The 14,354-nt window shown below is 69.0% G+C and carries 14 protein-coding genes; 8 read left to right on the top strand and 6 right to left on the bottom strand.

The window, feature by feature from the left end:
• The first annotated feature begins 141 nt into the window (after positions 1–141).
• The 3 genes from FHR32_RS02965 to FHR32_RS02955 all read left to right on the top strand — a co-directional run bounded on the left by FHR32_RS02965 (position 142) and on the right by FHR32_RS02955 (position 3,582).
• The gene (locus tag FHR32_RS02965) at positions 142–1,500 is read left to right on the top strand and encodes an ABC transporter substrate-binding protein (protein ID WP_184752756.1); all 1,359 of its coding nucleotides are present in this window, start codon (positions 142–144) and stop codon (positions 1,498–1,500) included.
• 86 nt (positions 1,501–1,586) lie between these two features.
• Positions 1,587–2,558 carry a carbohydrate ABC transporter permease gene (locus FHR32_RS02960; protein ID WP_184752754.1) on the top strand — a complete coding sequence of 324 codons (972 nt, stop codon included), beginning with the start codon at positions 1,587–1,589 and terminating at the stop codon, positions 2,556–2,558.
• Positions 2,559–2,631: 73 nt separating this feature from the next.
• Positions 2,632–3,582 carry a carbohydrate ABC transporter permease gene (locus tag FHR32_RS02955; protein ID WP_184752752.1) on the top strand — a complete coding sequence of 317 codons (951 nt, stop codon included), beginning with the start codon at positions 2,632–2,634 and terminating at the stop codon, positions 3,580–3,582.
• 97 nt (positions 3,583–3,679) lie between these two features.
• Here FHR32_RS02955 and FHR32_RS02950 read toward each other — a convergent pair whose 3' ends face one another.
• Positions 3,680–5,119 carry a GuaB1 family IMP dehydrogenase-related protein gene (locus tag FHR32_RS02950; protein ID WP_184752750.1) on the bottom strand — a complete coding sequence of 480 codons (1,440 nt, stop codon included), beginning with the start codon at positions 5,117–5,119 and terminating at the stop codon, positions 3,680–3,682.
• Positions 5,120–5,255: 136 nt separating this feature from the next.
• Here FHR32_RS02950 and FHR32_RS02945 point away from each other — a divergent pair, with 136 nt between their 5' ends.
• On the top strand, positions 5,256–5,723 hold the full coding sequence (locus FHR32_RS02945; RefSeq protein ID WP_184752748.1) for a GyrI-like domain-containing protein: 468 nt from the start codon (positions 5,256–5,258) through the stop codon (positions 5,721–5,723).
• On the opposite strand, the gene FHR32_RS02940 is transcribed toward FHR32_RS02945, so the two are convergent.
• The 5 genes from FHR32_RS02940 to FHR32_RS02920 all read right to left on the bottom strand — a co-directional run bounded on the left by FHR32_RS02940 (position 5,693) and on the right by FHR32_RS02920 (position 9,493).
• Complete coding sequence (locus FHR32_RS02940) at positions 5,693–6,325, bottom strand: hypothetical protein (protein WP_184752746.1); 633 nt, start codon at positions 6,323–6,325, stop codon at positions 5,693–5,695. The genes FHR32_RS02945 and FHR32_RS02940 overlap by 31 nt on opposite strands.
• Complete coding sequence (locus FHR32_RS02935) at positions 6,325–6,561, bottom strand: helix-turn-helix transcriptional regulator (RefSeq protein WP_184752743.1); 237 nt, start codon at positions 6,559–6,561, stop codon at positions 6,325–6,327. Before FHR32_RS02935 ends, FHR32_RS02940 begins: the two co-directional genes overlap by 1 nt.
• Positions 6,562–6,583: 22 nt before the next feature.
• A complete protein-coding gene (locus FHR32_RS02930; RefSeq protein ID WP_184752741.1) occupies positions 6,584–7,417 on the bottom strand; it encodes an ABC transporter permease in 834 nt (277 codons plus the stop codon).
• Entirely contained in the window at positions 7,414–8,259 is an 846-nt protein-coding gene (locus FHR32_RS02925) for an ABC transporter ATP-binding protein (protein WP_184752738.1), read from the bottom strand. Before FHR32_RS02925 ends, FHR32_RS02930 begins: the two co-directional genes overlap by 4 nt.
• Before the next feature lie 100 nt (positions 8,260–8,359).
• Complete coding sequence (locus FHR32_RS02920; protein WP_184752737.1) at positions 8,360–9,493, bottom strand: CaiB/BaiF CoA transferase family protein; 1,134 nt, start codon at positions 9,491–9,493, stop codon at positions 8,360–8,362.
• Between the two features lie 222 nt (positions 9,494–9,715).
• Between FHR32_RS02920 and FHR32_RS42780 the strand changes: the two genes are divergently transcribed.
• From FHR32_RS42780 to FHR32_RS02900, 4 genes are all read left to right on the top strand, one after another.
• Complete coding sequence (locus tag FHR32_RS42780) at positions 9,716–11,284, top strand: serine/threonine-protein kinase (protein WP_312881915.1); 1,569 nt, start codon at positions 9,716–9,718, stop codon at positions 11,282–11,284.
• Between the two features lie 137 nt (positions 11,285–11,421).
• A complete protein-coding gene (locus FHR32_RS02910; protein ID WP_246465927.1) occupies positions 11,422–11,589 on the top strand; it encodes a hypothetical protein in 168 nt (55 codons plus the stop codon).
• Between the two features lie 110 nt (positions 11,590–11,699).
• Complete coding sequence (locus FHR32_RS02905) at positions 11,700–13,058, top strand: FAD-binding oxidoreductase (RefSeq protein ID WP_184752735.1); 1,359 nt, start codon at positions 11,700–11,702, stop codon at positions 13,056–13,058.
• Between the two features lie 12 nt (positions 13,059–13,070).
• The gene (locus tag FHR32_RS02900) at positions 13,071–14,330 is read left to right on the top strand and encodes a class I SAM-dependent methyltransferase (RefSeq protein WP_184752733.1); all 1,260 of its coding nucleotides are present in this window, start codon (positions 13,071–13,073) and stop codon (positions 14,328–14,330) included.
• Positions 14,331–14,354 lie beyond the last annotated feature (24 nt).

The following is a 14,354-nucleotide window of genomic DNA, read 5'->3' as shown; positions in this document are numbered from 1 at the left end:
CATCACGCTTGTCCAAGTTGCATGTCAAGAAAAATGGGACTGTAACCGTAATATCACAGTTATTGACATCGGAGAGTGCGCAGACGACTCTTCCAGAGAGCGCTCTCACACTTCCCGGCAACTTTATATGGAGGAAGGTCCATGTCGCTCCTCTCACGGACCAACCGCGTCACCTTGGTGGCGGGCACCATTGGGCTGGCGCTGGTCGCCACCGCCTGCGCATCCACGGAGAACAAGCCATCGGCGGGCGGAGGCGGCAGCAGCACGTCGGCTGAATGCGCGGCCTTCACCAAGTACGGTAACCACGCGGGCAAGACCGTCAGCATCTACTCCTCGATCCGTGACACCGAGGCCGACCTCTTCGAGCAGGCGTGGAAGCCGTTCGCGAAGTGCACGGGGATGAAGATCACCTATGAGGGCACCGGCGAGTTCGAGGCCCAGATCCAGGTGCGCGCCGACGGCGGCAACCCGCCGGACATCGCCTTCTTCCCGCAGCCGGGTCTGCTGGAGCGCTTCGCCAAGGCCGGCAAGCTCAAGCCCGCCTCGGCCGAGGTGAAGAAACTGTTCGGCGAGGGCTGGTCGCCGGACTGGGCCAAGTATTCGACCGTCGACGGCACCTTCTACGGCGCGCCGCTGGGCGCCAGCGTGAAGTCCTTCGTCTGGTACTCGCCGAAGATGTTCAAGGAGAAGGGCTGGACCGTCCCCACGACCTGGGACGAGCTGATGACCCTCACCAACACCATCGCCGGCTCCGGCGTCAAGCCGTGGTGCGCCGGCATCGAGTCCGGTGACGCGACCGGCTGGCCGGCGACGGACTGGGTCGAGGACATCATGCTCCGCGAGGCCGGCCCCGAGGGGTACGACGACTGGGTGAGCCACAAGCTCGCGTTCAACGATCCCAAGGTCGTCGCCGCGGTGGACAAGGTCGGCGCGATCCTCAAGAACGAGAAGTTCGTCAACGGCGGCTACGGCCCGGTGAAGTCGATCGCCAGCACCGCCTTCCAGGAGGGCGGCGTCCCGATCACGCAGGGCAAGTGCGCGCTGCACCGCCAGGCGTCCTTCTACGCCAACTTCTGGCCCGAGGGCACCAAGGTGGCCGAGGACGGCGACGTGTTCGCCTTCTACCTGCCGGGCAACGACCCGTCCAAGAAGCCGGTCCTCGGTGCGGGCGAGTTCGTGGCGGCCTTCACCGACCGCCCCGAGGTCCAGGCCGTGCAGGCCTACCTCGCCTCGGCGGAGTTTCCGGCGGCCCGGATGAAGCTGGCGACGTACGTCACCGCGCGCAAGGGTGTGGACCCCGACCTGGCGCAGAACCCGATCGACAAGCTCTCCATGGAGATGCTGCAGAACCCGGACACGGTCTTCCGGTTCGACGGTTCGGACCTGATGCCGGCCGCGGTCGGCGCGGGCACCTTCTGGAAGGGCATGACCGACTGGATCAACGGCAAGGACACCAAGACGGTCCTTGACTACATCGACGCCTCCTGGCCCAAGTCCTGATATGTGACGATGCATCCGGCCCTGCTTGGCTTGCAGGGCCGGATGCATCGCCCGTATCGGCATGATCCTCCCGGGAGATCCCTCCGATGGACTTCGATTTCGCCGCCGAACAGCCCAAGCTCGTCCAGCTGCTGATCGGCATCGCCGCCTTCCTCGTGGTGGTCGCGGTGATCCTGTTGCTGGTCGACCGCGCCCCGATGCGGCGGCGAGCCTGGACCCACGCGACGATCCTGCTCCTGCCCGCGATCGTCCTGCTGGCCATCGGCCTGGTGGTGCCCGCCGTACGGACGACCCTGCTGTCGTTCATGAGCGGCGACGGCATGCGATGGGTGGGCCTGGACAACTACGCCTGGATGTTCACCCAGCCCGAGGCCCTGACCGTGCTCCGCAACACGCTCATCTGGGTCCTGCTCGTTCCGCTGCTGGTGACCTCGGTCGGGTTGCTCTACGCCGTCCTGGTGGACCGCACCCGGTTCGAGTCGCTCGCCAAGTCACTGGTCTTCCTGCCGATGGCGATCTCCTTCGTCGGCGCGGGCATCATCTGGCGCTTTGTCTACGCCTACCGTGCCGACGACCAGGACCAGATCGGCCTGCTCAACCAGCTCGTGGTCGCCCTGGGCGGCGAACCCCGGCAGTGGCTGCAGGATCCTCCGCTGAACACGCTGTTCCTGATCGCGGTGATGGTCTGGATCCAGGCCGGTTTCGCCACCGTGGTGCTCTCCGCGGCGATCAAGGGAATCCCGGCGGAGATCGTCGAGGCCGCCCGGCTGGACGGGGCGAGCCCGACGCAGATGTTCTTCCGCGTGACGCTGCCCTCCATCCGCTCGGCCGTGATCGTGGTCCTGGTCACCCAGTCGATCGGCACGCTGAAGCTGTTCGACATCGTGCGCACGATGACCGGCGGCCAGTTCGACACCAGCGTCATCGCGAACGAGATGTACAACCAGGCGTTCCGCTACGGCGAGACCGGCAAGGGCGCGGCGCTCGCGGTCTTCCTGTTCGCCCTGGTGACGCCCATCGTGATCTACCAGATCCGCCAGCGCAGGGAGGTCCGGTGAGCGAGCGAGCAGACATGCGGAGGCGAGCCGGCGTGCACGGCGCCACGGCGACGTGGCCGGCGAAGGAGTCCGCGTGACCACATTGACCCAGAGCGTGGCGCGTCCCCGGGCCACGACCGCGCCGCAGCGCGTCCGGCGGGGGCTCAGCGGCAAGGTCGCCAGCGCCGTCGCGATCGTCATCGCGGTCCTGTGGACCACCCCGACCTTCGGCCTGCTGCTCTCCTCGCTGCGCCCGGAGGACCAGATCAAGTCCACCGGCTGGTGGACGTTCTTCTCCGACCCGCAGCTCACCCTGGAGAACTACCAGCAGGTGCTGTTCGGCACCTCCTCGTCCTCCGGCCAGATGGCCAGCTTCCTGATCAACTCCATCGTCATCACGATCCCGTCGGTGCTCCTCCCGCTCGCCCTGGCCACCTTCGCCGCCTACGCGCTGGCCTGGCTGCCGTTCCGGGGGCGCGAATGGATCTACATCGGCATCTTCGCCCTCCAGATCGTGCCGCTGCAGATGGCGCTGGTCCCGCTGCTGTCGTTCTTCTCCCAGGGCGTGGACGTCTTCGGCGTCCACATCCTGCCCGCCTGGGATCTGGAGGGACCCGGCCGTTTCGTGCAGGTCTGGTTCGCCCACACCTGCTTCGCGCTGCCGCTGGGCATCTTCCTGATCCACAACTTCATGTCCGAACTGCCCGGTGAGCTGATGGAGGCCGCCAGGGTGGACGGCGCCACCCACGGCGCGATCCTGCGCAAGCTCGTCCTGCCCCTGGTCGGTCCCGCGCTGGCCACTTTCGGCATCTTCCAGTTCCTCTGGGTCTGGAACGACCTCCTGGTGGCTCTGATCTTCGCCGGCGGCACCGCGGAGACCGCCCCCATGACGGTGCGGCTGGCGCAGATGGCCGGCACCAAGGGCAACGAGTGGCAGCGCCTGACCTCGGGCGCGTTCGTCTCGGTGGTCATCCCGCTGGCCGTCTTCCTGTCGATGCAGCGCTACTTCGTCCGCGGCCTGCTGACGGGCAGCGTCAAGGGCTGAGCTCCGGATCCGTGGGGTGAGGAGGGCCGCCTCACCGGGCGGCGTACTCCTCACGCAGCCGCGGGTGGTCCCGGGAGAGACCTTCCTTGCGGACGGCTTACCAGCTCTGGTGGAGCGGCATGCCCTCGGTGTAGCCGGACGAGCTCTGGATGCCGACCACCGCGCGCTCGTGGAACTCCTGCAGCGTGGAGGCGCCCGCGTAGGTGCACGAGGAGCGAAGACCGGCCACGATGGCGTCGACCTGGTCCTCGACGCTGGGCCGTACCGGGTCGAGATACATCCGGGAGGTGGAGATGCCCTCCTCGAACAGCGCCTTGCGGGCCCGCTCGAAGGGGGAGTCCTCGGAGGTGCGCAGCTTCACCGCGCGGGCCGAGGCCATGCCGAAGTTCTCCTTGTACTTCCGCCCGTCGGCGTCGGTGCGGGTGTCACCCGGCGACTCGTAGGTCCCGGCGAACCAGGAACCGATCATCACGTTGGCCGCCCCGGCGGCCAGGGCGAGGGCCACGTCGCGCGGGTGGCGGACGCCCCCGTCGGCCCAGACGTGACGGCCGAGGCGGCGGGCCTCGGCGGAGCACTCCAGGACGGCGGAGAACTGCGGGCGGCCGACGCCGGTCATCATCCGGGTGGTGCACATCGCGCCCGGGCCGACGCCGACCTTGAGGATGTCGGCCCCGGCCTCGACCAGGTCGCGCACGCCCTCGGCGGTGACGACGTTGCCCGCGGCGACCGGCACGTCCGGGTCGAGCGCCCTGACCGCCCGCAGCGCGCTGATCATCTTGTCCTGGTGGCCGTGGGCGGTGTCCACCACCAGGCAGTCGATCCCGGCTTCGAGAAGCTCCTTGGCCCTGGCGGCCACATCGCCGTTGACGCCGACGGCGGCGGCGACGCGCAGCCTGCCGGAGGTGTCGAGCGCGGGCCTGTACAGCGTGGCCCGCAGCGCGCCCGTCCGGGTCAGGATGCCGACCAGGCGGCCCTCGCCGTCGACGATCGGGGCGAGCCGGTGCCGGCCCCCGTGGAGCCGGTCGAAGGCCTCGCGCGGGTCGAGCCCGGCCGGCAGGGTGAGCAGGTGGTCGGACATGACCTGGGAGAGCTGGGTGTACATGTCCACGCCGCTGCAGTCGCCCTCGGTGACCACGCCGATCGGGTGGTTCTCCCAGTCGACGATGATGATCGCGCCGTGGGCCCGTTTGGGCAGCAGGTTGAGGGCCTCGCCGACGGTGTCGTGCGGGGTGAGGGTGAGGGGGGTGTCGTGGACCAGGTCCCGCGCCTTGACCCAGCCGACGACGTCGGCGACGACGTCGATCGGGATGTCCTGCGGGATCACGGCGATGCCGCCGCGCCTGGCGATGGTCTCGGCCATCCTGCGTCCCGCGACCGCCGTCATGTTGGCGACGACGATCGGGATCGTGGTGCCGGTGCCGTCGTGGGTCGACAGGTCGACGGAGAGCCGGGAGGCGATGGACGACCGCGACGGGACCATGAACACATCGCTGTAGGTCAGGTCGTGGGCGGGCGCCATCTCGTTGAGGAACTTCACGTTCGTCCACCTTATCCGGTGCGTGGGCCAAGGTGAACGTTCCCCGTTTCGGGGACGGCGAAGAGGGGTCTACCAGTCGAAACGGAGACTAAGATCCCATTTGCTCGAATTTAATGGGTGGCCGTGAGGAGGCGCTGTGATCGTTGTTGATCGGCCCGAGATGATCGTCGTTGGCCATGCCGTACGGACCTCCAACGCCGACGAGATGGAGGCCGGCAAGGGCCGGCTCGGCGCGCTGTGGGCGCGCGCGGGTGTGCCCGGTGCCTTCGCCCATGTCCCCGGACGGGTGGACGAGAACGTCTACGCCGTGCTGACCGACTACGAGAGCGATCACCACGGCGCCTACACCCAGATCGTCGGGGTGGCCGTCCGCACCGCCGCCGCGCTGCCCGAGGGCATGGTCGCGGTCCGGGTGCCCAGGAGCCAGGCGCTGAGGCTGGAAGCCCGAGGGCCGATGCCTGGAGCGCTCCAGGAGACGTGGCAGCGGGTGTGGGAGCACACCGAGTCCGGCGGCGCCCCGCCCCGCGCCTTCACCACCGACGTGGAGATCCACCATCCCGCGGGCGTGGACCTCTACGTCGCGGTGTTCCCGTCGATGGGCTGACCGTTCCCGGTCCGGCCGGAGACCTCTCCGATCCGGTCGTGTCCCTCGTCGTCGCTGTCGTCTCCGTCATCCCGGTCGTCTTCGTCGTCCGGCGGAGGGTCGGGCATCCGCCAGCCCATCAGGAGCGACGGCAGGATGAGATGCGTCGTGACCACGGCGTACATGAGCATGACGATCGCCGCACTTGGGATCCGGATGGTCATCTCGGCCCCGGATACGGCGAACGACAACATCGCCCCGAGCGCGATGAGGACCGCCGTCGTCCCCCGCCGGGCGTCGGCCTGGGCCTTCTGACGCTCGAGGGACTGGCGTTCGTCCAGGTAGCGCTCGGCGAGGCCGACCACGCCGCGGGTGGCCCCGACCAGCGCCGAGTAGACCACGATGTAGATCACCAGGGCGGACCCTCCCAGGGCGAAGGTGGTCCACATGGCGAGGTCGCTCGGCGCCAGATACCAGCACACGATCGCGCTGACCCAGATCAGCCCGGCGGAGCCGGCACCCGCGCCGGCGAGGAGCCGGCGGTTCCTGCGGGTGGCATACCAGGAGCGCGGAGGCCAGTCGCGATAGCGGGTCTCCAGCTGTTTGGGGGTCAGTTCACCCATCACTTCACCTCGCTGCCCAGCCGGGGGAACGGCTTCAGGGAGAAAACGACCTCCAACGGAACCTCAAAGTACTCGGAGATGCGCAGGGCGAGGAACAGGCTCGGGCTGTACTCCCCGCGCTCCAGGTAGCCGATCGTCTGGTAGTGGACACCCAGCGCGGCCGCCAGATCCTTGCGTGAGACACCGCGCTCGGCTCTCAGCACCGAGATCCGGTTGTACACATCTTCCGCGGACATCCCAGCAGTCTCCCAGCCCTTGTCAGCCCTGGGCGACGAGCTGCCGCTCGGCGAGCCGGGATCCGGACTCGCGGCGGGTGACCCGGCGGATCAGCCCTGGTGCCAGCAGCATCCCCGCGACCGTCCAGGTCGCGAGCGCGGCGCCCACCCAGGGCAGGCGCCAGCTCTGGCCGATCTCGACGGCGAGCATGGCGTCGGGCATGAACGCCGCCCGCAGGCCGAGTCCCTGCCAGTAGAGCGGGAACGCCTGGGAGATCCACTGGACGACCTCGGGCATGAACGTGACGGGGAGCATGACCCCCGAGGTGACCATCAGGACCATCATCGGCAGCCCCAGCATCGCGCCCGCGGCCTTCGGGCTGGGGACCAGACAGCCGATGGCCACTCCCAGCGGCACCACGGCGAACGTGCCCAGCAGCAGCACCCAGGCCATGGTCAGCCAGTCGTGGGGTGGTCTCACCCCGCCCAGCGCGACGCCGGTGCCCAGGATCAGCACGCCCTGCACGACGATCTGGCACAGGGCGGTCACCACCCGGCCGATGAGGTAGGCGGGAATCCCGCCGGGGACGGTCCGCAGCCGCAGGAGCGTCCCGTCCTCGCGGTCGTTGGCGATCGCCACCGGGAGGGTCGTCAGACCCTGGGAGAAGACGGTGAGGGCCAGGAACCCGATCGTCATGAACGTGCCCTGGGAGACGCCTGTCTCCTCGACCTGACCGTCGCCGATCCAGAGGATCAGCAGGGCGAAGACCCCTACCGTGCCGATCAGTGCGGTGATCAGCTCCCTGCGGTCCTTGACCAGGTGCAGCTGCTCTCTCCAGCCCCGCCGTACTCCGATGCGCAGTGCTCTGACGTTCATGCCGCCCTCCCGATGAGGCTCAGATAGTTCTCCTCCAGCGACGGGCGCCGGATCTCCAGGCCGGGCACCGGGCCGTCGAACCTGCGGTGCAGCTCCCAGGCCGCCTGGGACGGGTCCGATGTGGTCAGGACCCGCTCCCTGCCGTCCTCCAGCCAGCGGACGCGCGACTGGGCCTGTACGGCCTCCGCCAGCTCGGACGGGGTCCCGCACACGGCGATCTCCCCGCCGACCAGGATCGCGGTCCGGTGCGCCAGCTTCTCGGCCTCGGCGAGGTCGTGCGTGGTCAGCAGCACCGTGATGCCCTCGTCGGCGGCCAGCTTCTCGATCAGCAGGTGGAACTCCCGCCGGGCCTCCGGGTCGAACCCGGTCGTCGGCTCGTCGAGGAACAGCAGCTCGGGGCGGCCCACGATGCCCAGTGCGACGTCCAGCCGGCGGCGCTGGCCGCCCGACAGGCGGCTCACCCGCTGCCCGGCCTGCGCGGTCAGGCCCAGCGCGGCCAGCAGCTCGTCCGGGTCGCGAGGGTCGTCGTAGAACTCGCCGAGGTGGGCCAGCAGGTCCCCGGCGCTCCAGCGAGGGTGGTCGCGCCAGCTCTGCAGCACGATCCCGAGCCTGGCCCGCCAGGCGTCGGTGCCGCGCGCGGGGTCCGTCCCCAGCACGCTCACCTCGCCCGCCGACCTGGTCCTGAAGCCCTCCAGGATCTCGATCGTGGTGGTCTTGCCCGCTCCGTTGGGCCCCAGCAGAGTGAAGATCTCGCCCCGCCTGATCTCAAGGTCGACTCCTTGCAACACCTCGGCCGCGCCGTATGTCATCCGCAGCCCGCGAACACTCACCGCAGTACTCATGTGTACGAATGTAGTACATCTACTACATATCAAACAATATCTACGACAAAGGGCGGTACACCTGTGCCAGGTGCACCGCCCGTGAACTGCGGGGATCAGGTCACGCGAGCACTCCCGCCGCGCGCAGCCTGGCGGCGGCCTCCTCCGGCAGGCCCCACGAGGACAGGTCCGCCAGCCGGGTCGCGGGAGAGAGATCCTGTCCGGACACACCGAGCAGGCGTGGCGCGGGGGCGGGCTGGCGGACGCCGCCGACCTCGACGAAGGTGCCGCGGGCCTTGTTGTGCGGGTGGTCGGCGGCCTCGGTCATCTCCAGCACGGGGGAGACGCACGCGTCCGAACCGTCGAACACCGCCTCCCACTCGGCGCGGGTCCTGGACCGGAACGCCTCGGCCAGCCGCTCGCGCAGCGCGGGCCACTGGGACCTGTCGTTGCGGTCGGGCAGGTCCTCCAGTCCCATCAGCGTGACCATCTCCGCCCAGAACTGCGGCTCCAGCGCCCCGACCGCGAGGAAGCGGCCGTCGGCGGTCTCGTAGGTGTCGTACATGGGCGCTCCGGTGTCGAGCAGGTTGGTCCCGCGCGGCCCCCAGAAGCCGCTCTGGACGCCCTGGTAGAACATCGCGAACAGCGTCGCCGCCCCGTCGACCATGGCCGCGTCGACGACCCGGCCCTCGCCGGTCCGCTCCCGCTCGATGAGCGCCAGCAGCACGCCGTACGCCAGCATCAGTCCGCCGCCCGCGAAGTCGCCGAGGATGTTGATCGGCGGGGTGGGCCGTTCGCCCTCGCGGCCCAGCATCGACAGGATGCCGGAGATCGCGATGTAGTCGATGTCGTGTCCGGCGGTCGGCGCCAGCGGGCCCTCCTGGCCCCAGCCTGTCATCCGCCCGTAGATCAGCCGCGGATTGACGGCGTGCAGGTCGGCGGGGCCGATGCCGAGCCGCTCGGCCACCCCGGGACGGTAGACCTCGATGACCACGTCGGCGTTCCCGGTCAGCTCCTTGAACGCCGCCACGCCCTCGGGGGACTTCAGGTCGAGGCCGATCGTCCGCTTGCCCCGGTCCATCACGTCGGGGCGCGGTCTGTCGCCGGCGGCGGCGACGGTGGCGGTGCGCTCCACCCGGAGAACCTCCGCGCCGTGGTCGGCCAGCATCATTCCGGCGAACGGCCCGGGGGCCAGGCCCGCCAGTTCGAGCACGCGCACTCCGGCCAGTGGGCCCTTCCTGGTCACGCGCTCCATCGGCATCTCCTCGGGTGTGGTCTCAACGCGGTCCGGTACGGCTACGTCAAACAATCGCTTGGTGATATGCGGCCTTCCCCCCGGGGCAAGTAGAACAACATTCGGCTTTCCCTGGCAAGACATCCGGTGTGCGGCCGCGCGGCGCGTGGGTGTATGGGAAACTTGCGCCTTAGCTGAATGGGACCTAGGGGTTACGCGATGACATATCCGCACGGTGAACGGGTGGTCGCTGGGCGTTACCGACTGCTGAGGGAGCTCGGCCGGGGCGGCATGGGTGTGGTGTGGGAGGGGTACGACATGCTCCTCGACCGCCCGGTCGCCGTCAAGGAGGTACTGCTCCCGCCGAACCTCGCCCCCGCGGAGCACGAGCGTCAGTTGACCCGGACCTCGCGCGAGGCCAGGACCGCCGCCCGGCTCAACCACCGGGGCATCGTGGCGGTCTACGACGTCGCCGAGCAGGACGGCCGCCCCTGGATCGTCATGGAACTGGTCAGGGCCCGGGGCCTGGACGAGTTCGGCCCCCTGCCGGTCCAGCAGGTGGCCGACATCGGCCGCCAGGTGCTGTCGGCGCTCCGGGCGGCACACGAGGCCGGGATCCTGCACCGCGACGTCAAGCCCAGCAACATCCTCATCGCCCCCGACGGCCGGGCCGTGCTGACCGACTTCGGCATCGCGACCGTGGAAGGCGACACCTCGCTGACCCAGACCGGCATGGTGACGGGCTCGCCCAGCTTCCTGCCGCCGGAACGTGCCACGGCCGACGAGGCCGGCCCCTGGTCCGACCTGTGGGCCCTCGGCGCCACCCTCTACGCGGCGCTGCTGGGCCATGGCCCCTTCGAGCGCACCACCGCCATCGCCACCCTCGGCGCCCTCCTCACCGAGGAGCCCGACTTCAGCCGGGTGCCCCCCGCGATGCGGGAGGTGCTCATGGGCATGCTCCAGCGCGACCCCGCCCGCCGGCTGAGCCCCGAGCAGGTCGACATGATGCTCGCCGAGGCGAGCGGCGCCCCCACGGAGGCGCCGCGCCGTACCGAGCGGCACCGCAGGCAGGAGACGCCCACCTCTCAGACCCCCGTCCGGCGGCGCCGGGACGGCGGACGCGGCCGGGTCCCGCTGATCGTGGCCGCCGTGGTGGTCCTGGCCGGGGGAGGAGCGGCGGCGTCCATAGCGATGACACGGCCCGACACGCCGGGCGCCGCGCAGGCCGCCCCCGTCTCGGACACCTCCACCGCCGAGGCCTCGGCCGCCGCGACGGAGCAGCCGAGCGCGCCCCCTTCCCCCAGGCCGTCGAAGAGCCGGCCTCCGGCCGAGGCCGCGCAGCAGTGGAAGCTGTGGCAGGCCAGAGCCCCGGAGAACTGGTCGATCCGGTATCCGGCCGGTTGGAAGGAGGACTGGGCCCCCGAGACGGGCTACACCCAGTGGCTGCGCCGCGACGGCGGAGCGCACATGTCGGTGGAGGTGCTTCCCGGTCCCCACGACGGCCTGGACCCGCTCCAGGAGACCGTCAGGACCGACGTGGCGCAGTGGAGCGAGATCGCCTCCGAGGACACCGCGCGCATCCCCCTGTCCTACGGCACCGGGCTCGACTGGTCCTTCACCTGGACGATGAAGGACAGCGGCGGCGCGCCCTGGGCCCGTGCCGGAGTGACCTACCACGAGACGCGCCGGTTCATCGGGGTCGGCGACACGGTCATGGTGCTGACCTGGACCACCACCGGGAACGAGTGGAGGAGCCAGCTGGGCCGGATGAACCAGGCGTTCAAGAGCTTCCACCCGCGCGGAGGCGAGTGACGTGACCTGGAGGGTGCTGGCGCTGCCGTCGCTGCCGAGGAGGCGCTGCGCAACCTCCTCGGCCCGCTGAGCGAGCGGGTCAGCGTGTCCGTCCCGGCCGCCCGCGACCGGGACGCCCTGCTCGCGACAGCCCCCGGGTGCTGCTGTCCCCGCACGTGGCCAGGGTGACCCCGCAGTCCACCGGCCGTCTGGTCCGCCTCGTCCTGGACAATCTGGCGGCGGCGGTGGAGGGGCGCCCGGTGGCCGGAGTGCTCAACGGGGTGGAACCGGTGGTCCGCCGTCGCCTTCAAACGGGGCCTGTGTAGAGTTTTCGCGCGTTTAACGTGTCCCACCTGGCTCCAGAGAGACCCGAGATATAACGTGCTAGGGGCGATCTTTACTATGAGGGCTCTGGGGGTGAGGTCCTGTGCAACAGATGACACAGATGGCGGCGCATCGGCGCGCCGTAGAGCAGATCAGGGAGTCCTACGCCGCGATCCCCGAGGGCGCGGCGCCCCGGTTGGCCAAGGCGACCACCAACCTGTTCCGTTTCCGGGACGGGGATTCCGGAGCGAAGCTGTCGGCCCGGGATCTGGACCAGGTCATCGAGGTGGATCCGGTGACCATGACCGCCGAGGTCCAGGGCATGACCACCTACGAGCACCTGGTGGACGCCACGCTCCCGCACGGGCTCATGCCGTACGTCGTCCCGCAGTTGAAGACGATCACGCTGGGCGGCGCGGTGACCGGGCTGGGCATCGAGTCCACCAGCTTCCGTGACGGGCTCCCGCACGAGTCGGTGGAGGAGTTGGAGATCCTCACCGGCGACGGCCGGATCATCGTGGCGCGTGACGACAACGAGCACCGCGACCTGTTCCGTGCCTTTCCCAACTCCTACGGCACGCTCGGCTACGCCCTCCGGATCCGGATCAAGCTCAAGCCCGTCCAGCCGTACGTCCGGCTGACCCACATCCCGTTCACCGATGCCGACAAGTGCATGATCGCGATGAAGGAGATCTGCGAGAGCGGCGAGCACGACGGTGAGCCGATCGACTTCGTGGACGGCACGTTCTTCGGCCCCGGCGAGCTCTATGTGACCGTCGGCCGGTTCGCCGAACGTGCTCCCTATCTCTCCGACTACACCGGTATGCGCATCTACTATCGGTCGATCCAGACCAGGACGCGTGACTGGCTGAGCATCCGCGACTACCTGTGGCGCTGGGACACCGACTGGTTCTGGTGCTCGCGCGCGTTCGGGGTGCAGGGAGCGCTCGTCCGCTCCCTGATGCCGCGCAAGTGGATGCGCTCCGACGTCTACCGCAGGCTCGTCGGCCTGGACCGTAAGTACGGAGTGATCGCCCGGGTGGACCGGTGGCGGGGTCAGCCCATCCAGGAGTCGGTCATCCAGGACATCGAGGTGCCGGTGGAGCGCGGCGCCGAGTTCCTGGAGTTCTTCCACGACAAGGTCGGCATGGAGCCGGTGTGGATGTGCCCGCTCAAGTCAACCGGCGAGTGGCCGCTCTACCCGCTGGAGCCCGGACGGCTGTACGTCAACTTCGGCTTCTGGGGGACCGTCCCCCTACCCCGGGGTCAGTTCGACGGCTACTACAACCGTCTCATCGAGAACAAGGTGCACGAGCTGGACGGCCACAAGTCGCTCTACTCGACGTCGTTCTACTCCCGTGACGATTTCTGGCGTTTTTATAACGGAATCGCCTACTGGCCGGTCAAACGGGCATACGACGCGGGTGGCCGGTTGCTCAACCTCTACGACAAATGTGTACGGGGGCGTTAGGAGGTTGTTTCTGTGAAGCTGGCAGAGATCTTCGAGAAGGTCATAGGGAACGAGGCGGACATCCGCTTCGCCGCCTATGACGGAAGCAAGGCCGGTCCGGACAGCGCGGACATCAGCATCGAGGTGAAGTCTCCGGCAGCGGTCGCCTACTTGGCACAGGCTCCCGGAGAGCTCGGTCTGGCACGGGCGTACGTCTCCGGGCATCTCGATGTCCAGGGCGACATGTACGACCTGCTGTCACGGATGTGGTCGCTCACCATCAACGACATCCCGACGAGCGAGAAGCTGGCGGCCGTCCGAGCCCTCGGCGTCAAGCCCCTGCTGATGCGGGTGCAGCCTCCTCCCCAGGAGATGCGGCGCAGCATGCTGGCCAAGATGGGCAGCAGGCACGCCAAGCAGCGCGACGCCGAGGCGATCCATCATCACTACGACGTCTCCAACACGTTCTACGAGTGGGTGCTGGGCCCGTCCATGGCCTACACCTGCGCGGTCTTCCCCGGCGAGGAGTCCACGCTGGAGGAGGCGCAGTACGCCAAGTTCGACCTGGTCGCCCGGAAGCTGGACCTCAAGCCGGGGATGCGGCTGCTGGATGTCGGCTGCGGCTGGGGCGGCATGGTCATCCACGCGGCCCGCGAGTACGGCGTGAAGGCGCTGGGAGTCACCCTCTCGCGCCAGCAGGCCGAATGGGCGCAGAAGGCCATCGCCGACGCGGGGCTGGGCGACCTGGCAGAGGTCCGTTACATGGACTACCGGGACGTCAGGGAGACCGGTTTCGACGCGGTCAGCTCGATCGGCCTGACCGAGCACATCGGCAAGGAACAGCTGCCGTTCTACTTCCGCTTCCTCTACGACAAGCTCAACCCCGGCGGCCGGATCCTCAACCACTGCATCACCCGGCCGACCGGCACCGAGAAGACCATCAACGCCGGCGGCTTCATCAACCGCTACGTCTTCCCCGACGGGGAGCTGGAGTCGGTCGGCTACCTGGTCCGCCAGATGGAGGACCTCGGCTTCGAGATCCGCCATGAGGAGAACCTGCGCGAGCACTACGCCCAGACCCTCCGTTACTGGTGCGCCAACCTCGACGAGCACTGGGACGAGGCGGTAGAGGAGGTCGGCCAGGGCACGGCCAGGGTCTGGCGGCTCTACATGGCCGGCTGCGTGGTCGGCTTCGAACGCAACAAGATCCAGCTTCACCAGATCCTCGGCGTGAAGCTCGACGACAGGGGCGCGGCGCACATGCCGCTCCGCCCCTCTCGCGACTGGCCCTGATCGAGGCCCTGCGGTACGGCCCGG

The organism is Streptosporangium album (assembly GCF_014203795.1).
GTDB classification, from domain to species: domain Bacteria; phylum Actinomycetota; class Actinomycetes; order Streptosporangiales; family Streptosporangiaceae; genus Streptosporangium; species Streptosporangium album.
Note: the sequence above shows the minus strand (reverse complement) of the source record. Positions and strands in the feature narration are given on the sequence as shown.

Excerpts from the sequence above, each read along its gene's own strand:
- FHR32_RS02920 (WP_184752737.1), bottom strand. The coding sequence starts at position 9,493 with ATGGAGCGCGTGACCAGGAAGGGCCCACTGGCCGGAGTGCGCGTGCTC.
- FHR32_RS02935 (WP_184752743.1), bottom strand. The coding sequence starts at position 6,561 with ATGTCCGCGGAAGATGTGTACAACCGGATCTCGGTGCTGAGAGCCGAG.
- FHR32_RS02940 (WP_184752746.1), bottom strand. The coding sequence starts at position 6,325 with ATGGGTGAACTGACCCCCAAACAGCTGGAGACCCGCTATCGCGACTGG.
- FHR32_RS02965 (WP_184752756.1), top strand. The coding sequence starts at position 142 with ATGTCGCTCCTCTCACGGACCAACCGCGTCACCTTGGTGGCGGGCACC.
- FHR32_RS02960 (WP_184752754.1), top strand. The coding sequence starts at position 1,587 with ATGGACTTCGATTTCGCCGCCGAACAGCCCAAGCTCGTCCAGCTGCTG.
- FHR32_RS02905 (WP_184752735.1), top strand. The coding sequence starts at position 11,700 with ATGACACAGATGGCGGCGCATCGGCGCGCCGTAGAGCAGATCAGGGAG.
- FHR32_RS02925 (WP_184752738.1), bottom strand. The coding sequence starts at position 8,259 with ATGAGTACTGCGGTGAGTGTTCGCGGGCTGCGGATGACATACGGCGCG.
- FHR32_RS02930 (WP_184752741.1), bottom strand. The coding sequence starts at position 7,417 with ATGAACGTCAGAGCACTGCGCATCGGAGTACGGCGGGGCTGGAGAGAG.